Source organism: Corynebacterium diphtheriae (assembly GCF_001457455.1).
Taxonomy (GTDB): domain Bacteria; phylum Actinomycetota; class Actinomycetes; order Mycobacteriales; family Mycobacteriaceae; genus Corynebacterium; species Corynebacterium diphtheriae.
The window spans coordinates 2,276,274-2,290,004 of sequence record NZ_LN831026.1 but is presented as its reverse complement, the minus strand read 5'-3'; the positions used below and the strand labels follow the sequence as shown (position 1 = coordinate 2,290,004).

Here is a 13,731-nt window from a genome sequence, read left to right as displayed (position 1 = left end):
GAAAACTTTTCCTCAGGGGTGCTTTTTAATGTATGATCATGGCTCATGAAACTCATCAGCTTTGAAGTTTCCAACCATCGCAGTTTCCGTGATGATGTCTACTTCGATTTTTCGCGGCCGATTCTCACTACGAATCTTCCCCCCAAGGGAAAGACGTGGTCAGACTGCCTTTTCCCTGTAGCTGTCGTGGTAGGAGCCAATGCTTCCGGCAAAACGAACCTGTTGCGAGCTTTGGATTTTGTGTCCGAAGCAGTACGACGATCATCAACAAGTTGGCTCGAAGAAGATCAAATGACTCGCGACCCATTCCAACTCTCTCCAGAAACACGGAGCGGATTGAGCAGGTACACAATTGACTTTGTCACAGACGTTGCCAGCAAAGGTGCCGAACTACGTTATCGCTATGAATTTGAAATCGGACCTAATGGAGTCGAGATGGAGGAACTCAAGCAATACAAGAGTGCACGCCCGACGATGTTACTCGGCCGCCATCGCGTCGGAGGCAAGCTCAAACTTCGCTATGGGGCCCAAATGGGCAGTGCCCCTCAGTTATCCGATCGCGAATTAGCTCTATCGCGAGCTCGCCAAGTCGGTCACGAAATCTTAGGTCCTTTGGCTGGTGAATTAGCAGACCTGCGCACCTACAACGTGGGCGATCAAGAGCGCCAACGACGCATCCAATGGATGACCAGAGATTTGGCGGAAGGCAAGCTTAGCGTTGAACGGTTACAGCAACTAGCTCAGGCTGCTGACATTGGAATTGTCCGCATTGAGCTCGATGAACAAGATCTTCCTGCCGAGGCCTCGAGGTTCCTCGAGGCCATAGAAAAGCACTTTTCTGAATCCGAAGCTGTTAACGGTGACTCGAATGAACCCAAGATATCTGAAGAGAATCGGATCAGGATTGCTCGCAGCCTACGCTTTGTCCACAATCAGTCACAGGGGGAGCAGGTCTCGTTCGGTATTAAAGACGAGTCTGCTGGAACAATCGCATGGCTAGCCCTCGCTTTTGCGGTTCTCGATGTGCTTCGCAATGGCGGGCTTTTGCTCGTCGATGAGTTAGACACTAGCTTGCACCCCCACCTTGCCGCAGAAATCGTGCGTCTTTTCCAAGACCCCGACACTAATCGCAATGGAGGTCAAATCTTATTAACAACCCACGATGTAACTCTTCTGGAAAACGATACCGACCTTCAGCTTGATTACCGGCAGGTGTGGTTCACCCAGAAAGACTTGGATGGATCCAGTGAACTGTTTTCCGCAGCTGACTTCGGGTTGAAACCCAAATCTAACCTAGCAAAACAATACCGAGAAGGTAGGCTCGGTGGCGTGCCATTGTTGGCAACGTCCCTAATTAGGGACATGATTTTGAGTTAGCTTTTTCGGGGGAACAGGGGTGGCAAGGTGAGTAAGTCGGCCAAGGGCAAGCGGAAGCAACGCCCACCAAGAAAACTACTTTCTAGGTGGGTAATTGTCGTTGAGGGGTCCAAGGATAAGTCAGAATGCTCTTACTTCGACAGAATCAAGCAAATTGTTGGTCGCAATACCAGCTCGCTAAGCGTCAAAGTTGTGCCAGGTGACGGAGAGCCAACAAAGGTGTTCGAAAAAGCCCAATCGCTCCGAGACAATTACGACCGCATCATTCTTGTAATGGACACCGACTCCCACGCTCACTTGTCTTCTGTTCTCCAAAGCTGCGCAGAAGATAGTAAGATCGATGCAGTCGTCACTAGCCCAATGTTTGAGCTTTGGTTACTTTGGCATGTCGAGGATTGCGCAAGACAACTAGATAAGACCGCTCTGGAAAAATTGCTCAAGGGCAAGAAAATTGTGGATGGAAAACGGGGAAAGAGCCTGCACCCCGCTTTCCCTCTGGATAATTACCGTGATGCAATTATAAGAGCTAAACGTTCTTGGCCAAATCTTACCTGCAATAAACCAGCTCCAAACCCTGGGTCGTCGGTGCCTTGGGTACTGGAACAACTGGATGCCACGCAGGAATGAAAAGTTATGCAGTGGTTCTTGTTGAGAATTTCATCTCAGCAAGAACCCTGTAATGGTCTACAGAAGAGTTTTACAATCCTCGCAGTGTTCTGCGTCGTAGACTAGGGTCGCCAAGAAACTCCACATCGCACTTTTTGAAGCTCGCGCTACTAGAGAATGCTGTGGGTTGTTTTTCTGCGCAGCATAGGCAGCAGTAGCCGTTGTTAATGCCGCACCAGCAAACAAGACAATCCCAAACCAAACACTTCCCAAAGTTTTCCCTTTCGCCGCCAGTGCATATAAAACTCTGATTTACTGCGTATTGATAATGCCATTTTTGCGGTGGCGCTACCGGATCCCGACGAAGGCAGAGCGTGGCCGTTACGATGTCTCGCAAACATAAAAAGGTAAGTAACCCATCAAATACGGCACAAGGGGCGAAATATACGGTGCGGAGAGCTAGAGACAATCAGCTTGGGCGATTGAGTTTTCTCCGCGTGCTGCTAAAGAACTCCGAAAGCTTGACCGGCCAGTTCAAAAGCGCATTGTTGCGTATCTTCGAGAAATCTCTGCGCCACTACGTCGCGTAGTTTGTTTTCCAGATTTTTAGGATTCGAGATCATTCCGAGTCATCTATAGCGTCTAAACCTAAATCCTACAACCACATTGCTGGCAGATTATGGGTAAACAAAAAGCTCGCCCCGGCTGGGGCGAGCTTGTGCTTGTTACTGCACCTGGATGTCGATGGCGCTTGTTGCTGGGTTGAAGGTGATGTAGCCGTGTTGGAAGTTCACGCGCTGGAGGCCGTCAACTTCAAAGACGGAGCTGGTGGGTAGTCCTAGGGGGCCGGCTTCGAAGCCTTGTTGTGCCCATAGGTCGCCGATGGTTCCCCAGAGGGCGTTGGTGCCGGTTTCTGGGTTGCTGATCACGATGCCGTTGTCAAAGAGGGCGTAGTCGATGGGGGTGCCGGTGGCAGAGGCGTAGTGGGCGATGGGGGAGCGGGCGTTGCCGAGGGCTGCGCTGGCGAAGGAGTTTACGTCGCGCCATACACGGGAGATGTCGTTGTTGCCAAGGAGTTCAACGATTTTGCCGATGATGGGCTGGAGCTGGGAGAGTTTCAGCCCGCCGATGACGGGGATGTCGCCAATGTTGTTAAGGTTGCCGATCAGACCGAGTGTGGTGGCTGCTGCGACGGCAAGTCCGACCAAGGAGCCTGTGTTTGCAGGGGTGGAGCCTTGGCTGAGTCGCGCGATGGGATTAGTGTCAGCGGTTGCGGCTGGCGCAGAAGGTGCTGCGGGAGCGGCTGGTGCAGGCGCTGGTTTTGCTGGCGTAGACGGTGCAGCGGGTGCTGTCGCGCCGGAGCCGGAGCGGATCGAGTCGTATTTCTGCTTGGCGATGTTGCGGATGTTGTCCATTTGGGCGTATCCGTATTGGCCTGGGCAGGAGGTGTTTCCTACGTCGCGGTGGGCGAAGATGTTGGGCAGGCGTACTGCTTGGCCGTAGGGGTAGAAGGTGTAGCTGGAGCCTTCGGAGTAGTGGGTGTCGTAGCCCTTGGGGTCGATACCTGCGACTTTGGCGCGCCAGCCGGCGAGTTCGCCGACGGATTTGATCATGACTTGTGGGGGCTGGACTACGTCGTAGTTGCCCATCATGGAGATAGCCCAGGTGTTGGAGTTGAAGCCACCTGCGTGTGCGCCGACGATGCTCTTGTTTAGTCCGCCGTAGCGGCCTTCGAAGAGGTTGCCGTATTTGTCGGCGAGGGCGTGGTATCCGATGTCGCACCAGCCGAGGGTTTGTGCGTGGTATTTGTAGATGCCGCGCATGATGCCGGGGGATTCTTTTTGGCTGTAGTTGTTGGAGCCGGCGGTGTGGTGGATGACGATGGCTGCGGTGGAGTCTTCGTATTCTGGTCCGGAGCAGCGGAGGGATTCGTCGGCACCCCAGCCTGCGCGGGAGATGACGCGGGGCATGCCGTCGGAGTCGGCGGTGAGGTTGATGCCGTTTTCGGGGAGATCGGAGGTTCCTCCGTCGATAAAGACTGCGTCCAAGTTGGCTGCGTCGGGGCCAAGGACGTCAACGCCGCTGATGGATACCTGCACTGTGGTGGTGGGTTCGATGTAGATCAGGTCGGTGCCCTTTTTGTGGTTGGGGTTGTCTGATCCGTAGTCGAGAGGTTCGGTGTCGAACCATTCGGTCCAAGTGCCGTCGGGGCGTTGGCCACGGACGAAGGCTGCGATGTCGCGTTCGCCGTTCCAAGTGAGCGCGAACTGTGAGAAGGGTTGTTCGCGGTGGAATTCTTTGACGGTTTTGGGGCCTTCGCCTTCGCCTTGGGTGGCGATTGCTGGGTCGGTGACCAGCACGTTGTTGCCGTCGGCAAGGCTGGATGTGGTCAGCTCTGGGTTGATGGGGGCGATGGCGTCGCCTTGGGTAAATAGCACGGTGTGGGTGCTTACGCCTACGGCTGCTGCGCCGACCAAGGTGATGGCCATGATGGCTGCTGTGACTGGTTTCGGCGTGCGGCTTATCAGCCTTCGTCGTTGCTGCACTGTGTTCTCCCTCGATGTGATGTGCGCGTGTGTCTTCTGAGGAGAAAGACAATCCTTGTTAACTCTAGTGCACCTAGTGGCAAGAAGAAACCCCTGAGACGTGTGTGAACTGCTTCGCGACGAGCCAGCGCGCCGCGGCGAGGCTTGGCACCAGATGCGCCTTAGCTTCTAGTAATCGCCGCGTAGAGCTCGCGCGCGGACGCCGAGGCGTGGGGGCCGGGGGCAAGGAAGAAGGTGGCGTGCGCGGAGGCGTCGGCAAGCGGGATGGACGTGCGGCCGGGGCGGGGCTGGGAGACCTGGGTGCTAAACGCCAGCAGGGGCGAGTGCGCGAGGAGCTGCTCGAAGACGGTCGCGTCGCGCTGGACGAGCAGCTCGCTGTCCGGCAGGTGCGAGCGCACGACGTCCATCCAAAAACCGATGTCCGCGAGCACGAGGAAGGGCTCGCCGTTGAGGTCCGCGAACCGCACGTGGCGCCGGCCCGCCAGCCGATGCTCCGCGGGCACGTTGGCGTAGAGGTCCTCCGTCATGAGCTGGTGGCCGGGTGGGCGCAGCGTGATGCGCAGGTCCGCGTCGGCGCGCTCCGGATTCGCCGCGAGCTCCGGGTCGAGGATGAGCCCCGGCATGAACTGCGTCGCGAGCTTCGCAAGCCGCCAGCTCGGCGCCGGTGCTGCCGATGCCACCGTCACCGTCCGCTGCTTCCTACTCAGCGCCGCCAGGTCTCGGCGCAGCGTCTCCGCGCGCGCAGTGAGGTCCGCGGCTGCGGCCAGCGCGAGCTCGCCAGCCTCGTTGAATTCGACGTGGTTCTTCGTCCGGCGGAACAGCTCGGTTCCGAGTTCACGTTCCAGCCGTTGGATGGACCGGGAGAGGGCGGGCTGGGTGAGGTGGAGGGCATCGGCAGCCGCGGAAATCGTGCCTTCTTCCGCGACGGCCTGAAGTTGGCGCAGCTGTTCAAGCTCCATGTATGTCTCCAGTGCATAGTGGTCTGTTGAAAAAGCATTGTACGCATGCACAGCAGGCATGTCATAGTGGGTTCATGGAATTTACAACACTTGCAAACGGACTGCAGATGCCGAAGCTGGGCTACGGCGTCTTCCAGATTGACGACGACACCACCGAGCGCACCGTGGCCCAGGCGCTCGACGCGGGCTATCGGCTCATTGACACGGCGCAGGCGTATTTCAACGAGCGCGGCGTCGGTGCGGGCATCAAGGACTCCGGCGTGGCGCGCGACGATATCTTCCTCGTGACGAAGGTGTGGGTCACCAACTACGGTCGCGCCTACGATTCACTGCAGGAATCGCTCGAACGCCTAGGTACCGACCATGTGGACCTCGTGCTGCTGCACCAGGCCTACAACGACTACTACGGTGCGTGGCGCGACCTCGAACGCGCGTACTCCGACGGCCTCGCCTCCGCCATCGGCGTGTCCAACTTCAACCCCAACCGCATGCTCGATATCGCGGCGTTCTCTGATGTCACGCCGATGGTCAACCAGATTGAGACCCATGTCTTCCGCCCCGCGCGTGAGGACCACACCGTGATGGACGACCTCGGCGTGGCGCACATGTCCTGGGGCCCGTTCGCCGAGGGCATGAACAACATCTTTGCCAACCCCGTCCTGAACGAAATCGCCTCCGCTCACGGCAAGACTGCCGGCCAGGTCGCGCTGCGTTACCTGCTCGACCTCGACGTCATCGCGATCCCGAAGACCGTGCGTCCGGAGCGCATGGCGGAGAACCTCGACGTCTTCGACTTCTCGCTTACCGAGTCCGACCATGCGGCGCTCGCTTCACTCGAGGAGCCTGGCTTTAGCTGCTTCGATCACACCAACGTGGAAACGGTCCGCGGGCTGTTGGGTTACATCAAGGAGAATAATCATGTGGGATAAAAACATTCTTGCTGCTATTGATGCGGCGGACGATTTGCACATTGCGCCTCTGCATCCGGATGGTGCGACGCACGGAACGCCGACGTGGATTTGGTCCGTTGTCGTCGACGACCGCCTCTACGTGCGTGCATGGAACGGTCCGCGCGGCAAGTGGTACCGCGCGGCGATCGCCCAGAAGGCGGGTATGATCCGTGCCGCAGGCTCCGACTTCAACGTGCGTTTCGAGCCTGCCGATGCGGCCCTTACCCCAGCCATCTCCGCCGCGTACGAGTCCAAGTATGCGGGCAGCTCGTACCTGCCGCCCATGATGGCCGAAGGGCCCGCGAGCGCCTGCGTGGAAATCCTTCCCGCCTAAATCTGTTGTGGTGGGGCCTGGTGAGACCGTAGGTCGTGGTGTCATCATTGTAGTATGTCGCTGCATACACGGGGGTTGGCCCCCGAATTCGCTGAGCTCTTCGCCCGTTTCGCGGACCGCGAGGTCCTAGAGCGCGCGCAGCTCGATAAGGAAACTACTGACATCGTCACGCTCGCCAGCCTGCTGGGCTGCGGCGGCATCGACGAGTTCCGCCTGCGGCTGCCGGACGTCGACCCGACGCTCGCGCGGGAGGTGACCTACCAGGCCACGGCCTATCTGGGCATCGGTCGCACGCGTGCCTTCCATCAGGCCCTCGTCGACGCGTACGGCGCAGACGAGGAAGAGCGCGGCACTGTGACGCCCGAGACCCGCCGCGCGGCTGGCACCGCCAAACAAGTCGCCTACTTTGGCGAACAGATGGCGGACTTCTGGCAGGCGAGCGACATCAACTACCTGCTTGCTGCCAATTGCTTTGGCGATTACTACACGCGCGCTGGGCTTTCCGATGCCGCCCGCGAGCTCGCCACCTTCTTCTACCTCGTCGCCCAAGGCGGGGTCGATGGACCCGCTATCGCGCACGCTGGTGCGAACATGAACCTGGGGGCCACGCGCGAGTACCTCGAGCGTTGCGTGCTCGTCATGGTGCCGCTCGTGGGCTATCCGCGTTCGCTGGCCGCGCTGGCCGCCATTAAGAACGCGGCCGAGTCGCGGAATTCTTAAATCCGCACCCTTATATACGTCAACGCTGCATGAAAGAGATTTGATATGAAATACGCATCCCGTACCGAATTTGAAACTGCTGACCGCTTCGGTATCGGAGCTCCCAACGACGCTTACGCCCAGTACTTCGTGGGGCAGTCCTACTTAAAGCCGCTCGAGTCCGGCGAGGCCGTGGGACTGGCCAACGTGACGTTCGAGCCGGGCTGTCGCAACAACTGGCATATCCATCACAAGGCGGGCCAGACGATTATCTGCACGGCCGGCGAGGGCTGGGCACAGATCGAGGGCGAGGAACCCGTGCGTCTCACGGCTGGCACGACCATGTATTTCTCGCCGGAGGTCAAGCACTGGCACGGCGCTGCGAAGGACTCGTGGTTCAGCCATATTGCGTTTTCCGATCCGGTCGAGGGCGCGACCAACGAATGGCTCGAGCCGGTCACGGATGCGGAGTACGACGCGCTCTAAAACCGCATGCGAAAGGCGCGCTTCCCGCAATGGGAAGCGCGCCTTTGAGCGTGTGGACTAGGCCTCGCGGTTGGCGGCTTGGATTCTAGTCGTTGCAACAACGACTAGAATCCAAGCTGACCAAGGCAAAAGGAAAAGCACCCCACGGGGTGCTTGGTGGTGTTAGCCGAGTTCCTTTTTCGGTTTGATGGTGATGGAAGGTTGGCCGCGTTGGATTGTGACGCCTTTGAGGGTCTGCGGTGATGCCTGCGTCCGGCCAGAACTTCGTGACGGTCGTAATGGCCTTCTTGATCTCGGTGCGGAAGTTGACTCGATCTTGGTGGACTGGTGTTGCTAGCAGGAACAAGCTGACACGGACCAACCTTGTTTAGACAGAACATGTGAAACATATGTCCAAAATGAAAAGCAATCCTATTAGGCAACAATTTTATAACGCTGCCCTATTTTTGGGGTGGTCCGGTTGTGTGAAAGCTTCCAACTACCTAGGGTTGCACATCGGCTGTGCGTCGTGTATGAAGTCCATCTGGCCACTGCTTTTGTTTAACTAAGCAACAGGCAAGATCCTGTTGCTTAGTTAAGCAATCCTTAAGTACATCTTTTAAATAAGGAGAGAGATACATGCCAATCGCCGCAGCGTTATCCGCTTCAGTGGGGCTGATTCTATTAAGCGTATTGTGTCTGACGCTTCCTAAAGTGGCAATGTCAGGAAATATTCAGCGGAACTCTGCCATTGGTATTCGTACTAAAGAGACGAAGAAATCGGACAGTGCTTGGTTAGAAGGACATCGCAAGGCAACCCCTATTCTGCAAGCTACGGGAATTATCACCCTTGGGATTACGGCAATTCTACTTGTGTCCTCTTTCTTTCAAGCTTTTCCCCCTGTTCTGCCTGTAGTTTCTGGAATTCTAGCTTATGGTGTTCTCTTCGCTGGATTTATTGCGGGGGCAGTCGTTGCAAATAAAGCAGCAAAAAATGTAAACATCCAAAAAGGAATATAATGAGAACACTTTCTAAAGGGTACTGTTGCAAAGTGGAGCGGGCGGTGCCCAGACGCTGATCGAGAAGGCGGTCCACAACCCTGTAGCCCTGATCTCTCAGGCGCCTGTGAAAGCCTTGGCGACGATCACCGCATCCGGGTTCGGACACCCGAAGGCGAACACACCCTGCCCTGGCCTTTGCGCAGCGCGTGCATCGCCTCCATACCCTGCAGTGTCCTGTACGCTGACACCGGATTCTTGAACCCGCCACCTTTGGAACCCAGGACCCGTTTGAGCCGGCTGTGATCTCCCTCGATCACATTGTTGAGGTGTTTCACCTGCCGGTGAACTACTGTCCTCGACAGCTTATGCTCGTCGATCAGTTCCTTGATCGCTGCAGCGTAGGTGGGTGCTTTGTCGGTACAGATGATCCGAGGACCACTGGGTTCCTCACCGTTGCGGACACGGTGACCAGTGCTACGCAGCGCTTTTCCCAAAAATCGCGTTGCTGCTGTCGTGTTGCGTCGGGTGGACATGTAATAGTCCAGAGTCCGGCCGTCCTTGGTGACGGCCCAGTAGAGGTAGCACCACCTTCCACCTACCCGGATGTAGGTTTCATCCACTCGCCAGGAGTCGGCGAAGGCTACAGATCCTTTGCGGTACCAGCGGGTCCGTTTATCCAGTTTGGGACCGTAGTTCTGCACCCACCGGTAGATGGTGGTGTAATCCACTGGTGCACCACGTTCAGTGAGCATCTCTTCCAGGTCGCGGTAGGACACCCCGTAGCGGCAATACCAGCGCACTGCCCACAGAATGACGTCTTGAGGGTAGTGCCGACCAGAGAAAATGCCCATGACCGCTGATCCTGCCGACGGCAACCCAACTTTGCGACAGCACCTGCAAAAGTCCTCAACGAGGAACAAGTAGTGCAGGCGCGCGAGTGGGTGAAAGAGGGGATTTCGAAAGCAGAGGTTGCTCGCCGTCTCGGTATTGGGCGCACCACACTGTATAAGTACCTCAACCAATAAGGCCTGACGCACCCTGCTATGCCTATTGCTATAGGTATTGCTATACCGGTTGCTATTTGCATTGCTACTGTTTTATTTGCCACCGGCAGTAACCGAAGTGGTCAGCCTAATCGGAATTAAGTATATCGGACTATACTTGAAAGTGTTTAATTTGCTATACTATCGTTGTGACGAAGCGGAAAGACATTCTTAAAAATATCGCCGACTTTGCAAAAAGAACAGGTCAAAAGCTCACGATTATAGAGGGCGGTAACCATACTCGAATCTGGGTTGGCGAGAAGTACACCACCGTGGGGCGCCACAAGGAGATTGACAATCTCATGGCTCGTAAAATCTACAAGCAAATCGGAATGGAACAGTAGGACATGAATACGTTTACTGCCTGTGTTGAGCGCGGCGAGAACTGGTGGGTTGCCCAGCTTGTCGAAGACCCTGGCGTTATCGTTCAGGCGCGTCGTCTTGACCAGATTCAAGAAGAAATCCGTGACGCTCTCGCCCTTTTCCCGGAGCTTACCGATTCGCCCGAAACAGCTAGTGTTCATCTTGACCTTGTTGGTGAGATGGAACAGAAAGCTCAAGCTACCCGCGACCAGCTTGCCGCCATCCGCGAGCGTGAAGCTCACGAGCTTGCCAATATGTCGCAGCATGCGCGGCGGCTAGCGGATAGTGGGTACAACTACCGCGATATTGCCTACCTTCTTGGCATCACCTACGGCAGGGTGGGGCAAATACTCAAAGCGGAAACCAGCACTGCCTAAGTATGCGCGGCAGCTGCAAGTAGCAGGAGTACTCCGTGACGCTATACAAATAGCTAGCGGAAGCCAAGCGGCGCGGTCTTGAATTTGAGGAAATCGCCTATCGCGCCATGACGCTTATCGGGTAGGCAGCACAACCCGAACCTTAGGTGGACTGCTCCCCAGAAGTTGGACTGTGAAAGCACGATCCTCATGTCGAAAAAGGGTGACACGCTCAGTTCCTTAAGTGACTAGTGCTATCTCTCTAGTTGATTCAGGAAAAATAGGGCACGTCCGCGTAGGTGGTGTATGAGTTCTTTCGAATCGTCGGTGATTTGTTGGCAGGGATCGGGTGGTCTCCTTGTTATGCACCGGCACAAGGCTTACCGCGGGTCACAGATACACCACGCTAACGGATGCAATCTCTGGCAGATGAACTCGATGCAGATACGATTCCAATACTCATCGATGAATCGGAATCGTTTCTTAACGTTGTGGGTCTGGTTCGGATGTGAAAAAGCTGAGGCGGCTTTCAACAACTCGTTGGTGTCCCGCAGCTTTTGATTTTCTCGACGCAACCGTGCGTTTTCAGCAGCAAGGTCCTCGGGCATTGATTCCACAACACGTCCTTCGCGACGAGCGGGCTTGCGTTCATTGCCTCGCTGTGTGCCACGAAACGCCCAGCTTTGGTGCCACGATCTTGCAGGCTGCCTGCATGGACATGTTCTCCGCCAGGATGCGATCTTCCACAAGGCGGACCACGCGATCCTTCGCTTCCTGGTCAAATTTTCTTAGGCATGTTCGAGGATTTTCCCATCTACTCAAACGGAACAAAACCTAGGGCACTTCAGTTTTCATGCAATCTGTCTTACACTATCGGCATAAGACGGGTTAAAATCCGTAATAATTGCGAAACCCCGCCGGACATTGTTCGGCGGGCAGGCACAACGCGTGGTCCTCGCTCGAGCCTTCGTGCAACAACCCGACGTTTTGCTTCTCGACGAACCCACCTCGGTGCTCGACATCGGACACGCCCAAGACGTGCTCGAACTTATCGACGCCATGCGCACCACTCGAAACCTCACCGTTGAACGAGTAGAAAAAATCTACAACGCGAAGGTCAAAACATGAGGGCACATCATCGTACCGCGGCGATGAAAAGCACTGTTCAGGAATAATGAACGTTCACTATTCCTGAACAGTGCTGTAGGGTTGCTTTATGACCACTATGCGAACTGGCTCGCAAATATTCATGCGCTCGGGGCAATGGAACGAGTTATGGAAAGAAAAAAATGTTCCACTGCGATTTACCAACCCCAACATCAGTTTTGATGGATCGGAGCGGACAAAAGCTGAAATTGAAGTAGTCGATTCACAAGAGAAAAGCCTTGTTACACGGAATATGCAGATCATTCCGTGGCAGCATGACATAGCGAATCTTCACCTGCCAGAAAGAGATTCGCTCATACTAATACCATGCGCCACTAGAACAGTAGGACGGCGGCTTGCGGCAAGAAATATCGGATTAGCTGACACACGTGGCAATTGCGATATTTCATGGCCAGGCGTGATGATTAAAATCTATGGTCAGCAAGCTGTTACTAGTGCGCGATCCCACCAAAAAACCGCAGTGATTTTTAGCGTGCGACGTGCCCAAGTCGCCGCGATGATATTGACGTATCCATGGCTACTGTCGGAGCCAGTTCGAGTGATAGCCCGATACTCGGGAGTCTCCGTAGGCACCGTAAGCAACGCCCTCAAGATTTTCCAAAAAGCAGGTTATCTTGCCGAAACCATGGACGGGCACCGACTAGTCAACGCGGAATTATTTCTTAGCGCTTGGGCCCGTGCGTATCCCACAGGGCTGGGAGCAGATCTAGAGTTGCTGCGCGGAAAAGCACAACAACTGCCTCCATATAACCTTGAACATTTGGGTGTTAAGGCAAGCGAAAACGCAGTATCAGACCACATTTCTGATGGACAATCTGCTTCGCTATACCTAGGAGAAGAAACCTTTTCACCCAAAGTGATCAAGGAACTTAGACTGGTAAAAAACCCAGCTGGAACAATAACTTTGCGACGAGCTTTTTGGAATACGATAGATGTCAAAGAGATTCCAGAGGCGATTGTGTACGCCGATCTTCTTAATTCTGACGATGCCCGCCTTTGGGATGTTGCTCAAGTAATAAAAGCCATTATCCTTAAACGCGCAAGGGGAGACTGGTTAGGGGACCAAGATGGATGATATTAAACGAGTTGTAACGGCACTCAGCAGTGTGGTTTCAACTGAGAAAATAATGCTCGTAGGAGCTCGATGTCGAGATATACATCAGAAGAACATTGTCGGTGGGGAAGCGTCACGTGCCACAAAAGATATAGATTTTGCATTAGCATTGGAAAACTGGGAACTTTCAGAGCGCTAAAACAACGATTTCCCTCTACAACCAATGCTTGGCAGTCCGTCTTAGTTGAGGGGATCACACTAGACATCATTCCTTTCGGAGAGCTCGAAGAGCCTCTCGGAGAAGTGTCTAGTGGGTACACGCATAAGCTCAATGTACGAGGAATGCAAGAAGTGTTTGAACATGCGCAATTCCTTCAACTGGGTGATGGCTTAACTATACGGATGCCAACAGTGTCGGGTTTAGCAGCATTAAAAATGTTTGCATGGCTGGATCGTGGTCGGGAAACCTATAAAGACGCTCAAGATCTAGCATTGATTTTGGAGTGGGTAGCAAAGGATGACAACGCTTTGTGGGAGCGTGTTGATGAGATCCCTGAAAAATATTGGGGCGAACTCCGTAATATGGCTGGTTTTCTCTTGGGAAGCGATATTAATAAGATTCTTAGCGTGCAATCGCGTGATGCTTTGTTGGCTGGGTGGAAAAATGTGGACGATCAAGCGGTTGAGAGATGCGTGTGGCGTTTAGAAATTCCTAGCAAGAATGCTCCTCAGATTGAGGTGCGCTATGCGCAGATTATGGCAGTGCTTGAGGGGATTTGTGGTGCCTGACCCCCATAAGGTTGAGCTTTC

16 protein-coding genes and 2 pseudogenes are annotated in these 13,731 nt (G+C 55.0%); 14 read left to right on the top strand and 4 right to left on the bottom strand.

Going from position 1 to position 13,731, the window contains the following annotated elements; translation table 11 throughout:
• Positions 1–45: 45 nt before the first annotated feature.
• Entirely contained in the window at positions 46–1,377 is a 1,332-nt protein-coding gene (locus tag AT687_RS10835; protein WP_014319514.1) for an AAA family ATPase, read from the top strand.
• Positions 1,378–1,404: 27 nt separating this feature from the next.
• The gene (locus AT687_RS10830; protein ID WP_014319513.1) at positions 1,405–2,004 is read left to right on the top strand and encodes an RloB family protein; all 600 of its coding nucleotides are present in this window, start codon (positions 1,405–1,407) and stop codon (positions 2,002–2,004) included.
• A 704-nt stretch (positions 2,005–2,708) separates the two neighbouring features.
• Here AT687_RS10830 and AT687_RS10825 read toward each other — a convergent pair.
• Together AT687_RS10825 and AT687_RS10820 are read right to left on the bottom strand one after the other, a co-directional pair.
• Positions 2,709–4,529 (bottom strand): N-acetylmuramoyl-L-alanine amidase, encoded by a 1,821-nt coding sequence (locus AT687_RS10825; RefSeq protein ID WP_014319511.1) that lies wholly within the window; start codon positions 4,527–4,529, stop codon positions 2,709–2,711.
• Between the two features lie 161 nt (positions 4,530–4,690).
• The gene (locus AT687_RS10820; protein WP_014319510.1) at positions 4,691–5,488 is read right to left on the bottom strand and encodes a LysR family transcriptional regulator; all 798 of its coding nucleotides are present in this window, start codon (positions 5,486–5,488) and stop codon (positions 4,691–4,693) included.
• A gap of 74 nt (positions 5,489–5,562) precedes the next feature.
• Here AT687_RS10820 and AT687_RS10815 point away from each other — a divergent pair, with 74 nt between their 5' ends.
• The 5 genes from AT687_RS10815 (at position 5,563) to AT687_RS10795 (ending at position 8,956) form a co-directional block, all read left to right on the top strand.
• The gene (locus AT687_RS10815; RefSeq protein ID WP_016829870.1) at positions 5,563–6,417 is read left to right on the top strand and encodes an aldo/keto reductase; all 855 of its coding nucleotides are present in this window, start codon (positions 5,563–5,565) and stop codon (positions 6,415–6,417) included.
• Positions 6,407–6,772 carry a DUF2255 family protein gene (locus AT687_RS10810; RefSeq protein ID WP_014319508.1) on the top strand — a complete coding sequence of 122 codons (366 nt, stop codon included), beginning with the start codon at positions 6,407–6,409 and terminating at the stop codon, positions 6,770–6,772. Before AT687_RS10815 ends, AT687_RS10810 begins: the two co-directional genes overlap by 11 nt.
• Positions 6,773–6,826: 54 nt before the next feature.
• On the top strand, positions 6,827–7,492 hold the full coding sequence (locus AT687_RS10805) for a carboxymuconolactone decarboxylase family protein (RefSeq protein WP_014319507.1): 666 nt from the start codon (positions 6,827–6,829) through the stop codon (positions 7,490–7,492).
• 45 nt (positions 7,493–7,537) lie between these two features.
• Complete coding sequence (locus AT687_RS10800) at positions 7,538–7,957, top strand: cupin domain-containing protein (protein WP_014319506.1); 420 nt, start codon at positions 7,538–7,540, stop codon at positions 7,955–7,957.
• A 618-nt stretch (positions 7,958–8,575) separates the two neighbouring features.
• Entirely contained in the window at positions 8,576–8,956 is a 381-nt protein-coding gene (locus tag AT687_RS10795; protein WP_014309040.1) for an SdpI family protein, read from the top strand.
• A gap of 96 nt (positions 8,957–9,052) precedes the next feature.
• Here the strand turns inward: AT687_RS10795 and AT687_RS10790 are convergent.
• Positions 9,053–9,789 (bottom strand): annotated as a pseudogene (locus tag AT687_RS10790) (IS6 family transposase).
• A 72-nt stretch (positions 9,790–9,861) separates the two neighbouring features.
• Between AT687_RS10790 and AT687_RS10785 the strand changes: the two are divergent.
• From AT687_RS10785 to AT687_RS12715, 3 genes are all read left to right on the top strand, one after another.
• Complete coding sequence (locus AT687_RS10785; RefSeq protein ID WP_014319503.1) at positions 9,862–9,963, top strand: helix-turn-helix domain-containing protein; 102 nt, start codon at positions 9,862–9,864, stop codon at positions 9,961–9,963.
• 167 nt (positions 9,964–10,130) lie between these two features.
• A complete protein-coding gene (locus tag AT687_RS10780) occupies positions 10,131–10,325 on the top strand; it encodes a hypothetical protein (RefSeq protein ID WP_014317236.1) in 195 nt (64 codons plus the stop codon).
• A gap of 3 nt (positions 10,326–10,328) precedes the next feature.
• Positions 10,329–10,721, top strand: a complete 393-nt coding sequence (locus tag AT687_RS12715; protein ID WP_014317235.1) for a hypothetical protein — start codon at positions 10,329–10,331, stop codon at positions 10,719–10,721.
• 359 nt (positions 10,722–11,080) lie between these two features.
• Here the strand turns inward: AT687_RS12715 and AT687_RS12515 are convergent, their stop codons facing one another.
• Positions 11,081–11,308, bottom strand: coding sequence for a hypothetical protein (locus AT687_RS12515; protein WP_014318324.1), 228 nt, complete (start codon positions 11,306–11,308; stop codon positions 11,081–11,083).
• 316 nt (positions 11,309–11,624) lie between these two features.
• On the opposite strand from AT687_RS12515, the pseudogene AT687_RS13355 reads away from it, so the two are divergent.
• The 4 genes and pseudogenes from AT687_RS13355 to AT687_RS13230 form a co-directional block, all read left to right on the top strand.
• A pseudogene (locus tag AT687_RS13355) lies at positions 11,625–11,786 on the top strand (ATP-binding cassette domain-containing protein); the annotation flags it as partial.
• Between the two features lie 130 nt (positions 11,787–11,916).
• On the top strand, positions 11,917–12,942 hold the full coding sequence (locus tag AT687_RS10760) for a type IV toxin-antitoxin system AbiEi family antitoxin (RefSeq protein ID WP_014319499.1): 1,026 nt from the start codon (positions 11,917–11,919) through the stop codon (positions 12,940–12,942).
• Positions 12,935–13,120, top strand: a complete 186-nt coding sequence (locus tag AT687_RS12800) for a hypothetical protein (protein WP_021335265.1) — start codon at positions 12,935–12,937, stop codon at positions 13,118–13,120. The genes AT687_RS10760 and AT687_RS12800 overlap by 8 nt, the downstream gene beginning before the upstream one ends.
• Positions 13,121–13,263: 143 nt before the next feature.
• Positions 13,264–13,710, top strand: coding sequence for a hypothetical protein (locus tag AT687_RS13230; RefSeq protein ID WP_227889253.1), 447 nt, complete (start codon positions 13,264–13,266; stop codon positions 13,708–13,710).
• Positions 13,711–13,731: the final 21 nt, after the last annotated feature.

Coding starts and splice junctions, on each gene's coding strand:
- AT687_RS10805 (WP_014319507.1), top strand. CDS start 6,827: ATGTCGCTGCATACACGGGGGTTGGCCCCCGAATTCGCTGAGCTCTTC.
- AT687_RS10760 (WP_014319499.1), top strand. CDS start 11,917: ATGACCACTATGCGAACTGGCTCGCAAATATTCATGCGCTCGGGGCAA.
- AT687_RS10810 (WP_014319508.1), top strand. CDS start 6,407: ATGTGGGATAAAAACATTCTTGCTGCTATTGATGCGGCGGACGATTTG.
- AT687_RS12800 (WP_021335265.1), top strand. CDS start 12,935: ATGGATGATATTAAACGAGTTGTAACGGCACTCAGCAGTGTGGTTTCA.
- AT687_RS10795 (WP_014309040.1), top strand. CDS start 8,576: ATGCCAATCGCCGCAGCGTTATCCGCTTCAGTGGGGCTGATTCTATTA.
- AT687_RS12515 (WP_014318324.1), bottom strand. CDS start 11,308: ATGCCCGAGGACCTTGCTGCTGAAAACGCACGGTTGCGTCGAGAAAAT.
- AT687_RS10815 (WP_016829870.1), top strand. CDS start 5,563: ATGGAATTTACAACACTTGCAAACGGACTGCAGATGCCGAAGCTGGGC.
- AT687_RS12715 (WP_014317235.1), top strand. CDS start 10,329: ATGAATACGTTTACTGCCTGTGTTGAGCGCGGCGAGAACTGGTGGGTT.
- AT687_RS10820 (WP_014319510.1), bottom strand. CDS start 5,488: ATGGAGCTTGAACAGCTGCGCCAACTTCAGGCCGTCGCGGAAGAAGGC.
- AT687_RS10835 (WP_014319514.1), top strand. CDS start 46: ATGAAACTCATCAGCTTTGAAGTTTCCAACCATCGCAGTTTCCGTGAT.
- AT687_RS10800 (WP_014319506.1), top strand. CDS start 7,538: ATGAAATACGCATCCCGTACCGAATTTGAAACTGCTGACCGCTTCGGT.
- AT687_RS13230 (WP_227889253.1), top strand. CDS start 13,264: ATGCAAGAAGTGTTTGAACATGCGCAATTCCTTCAACTGGGTGATGGC.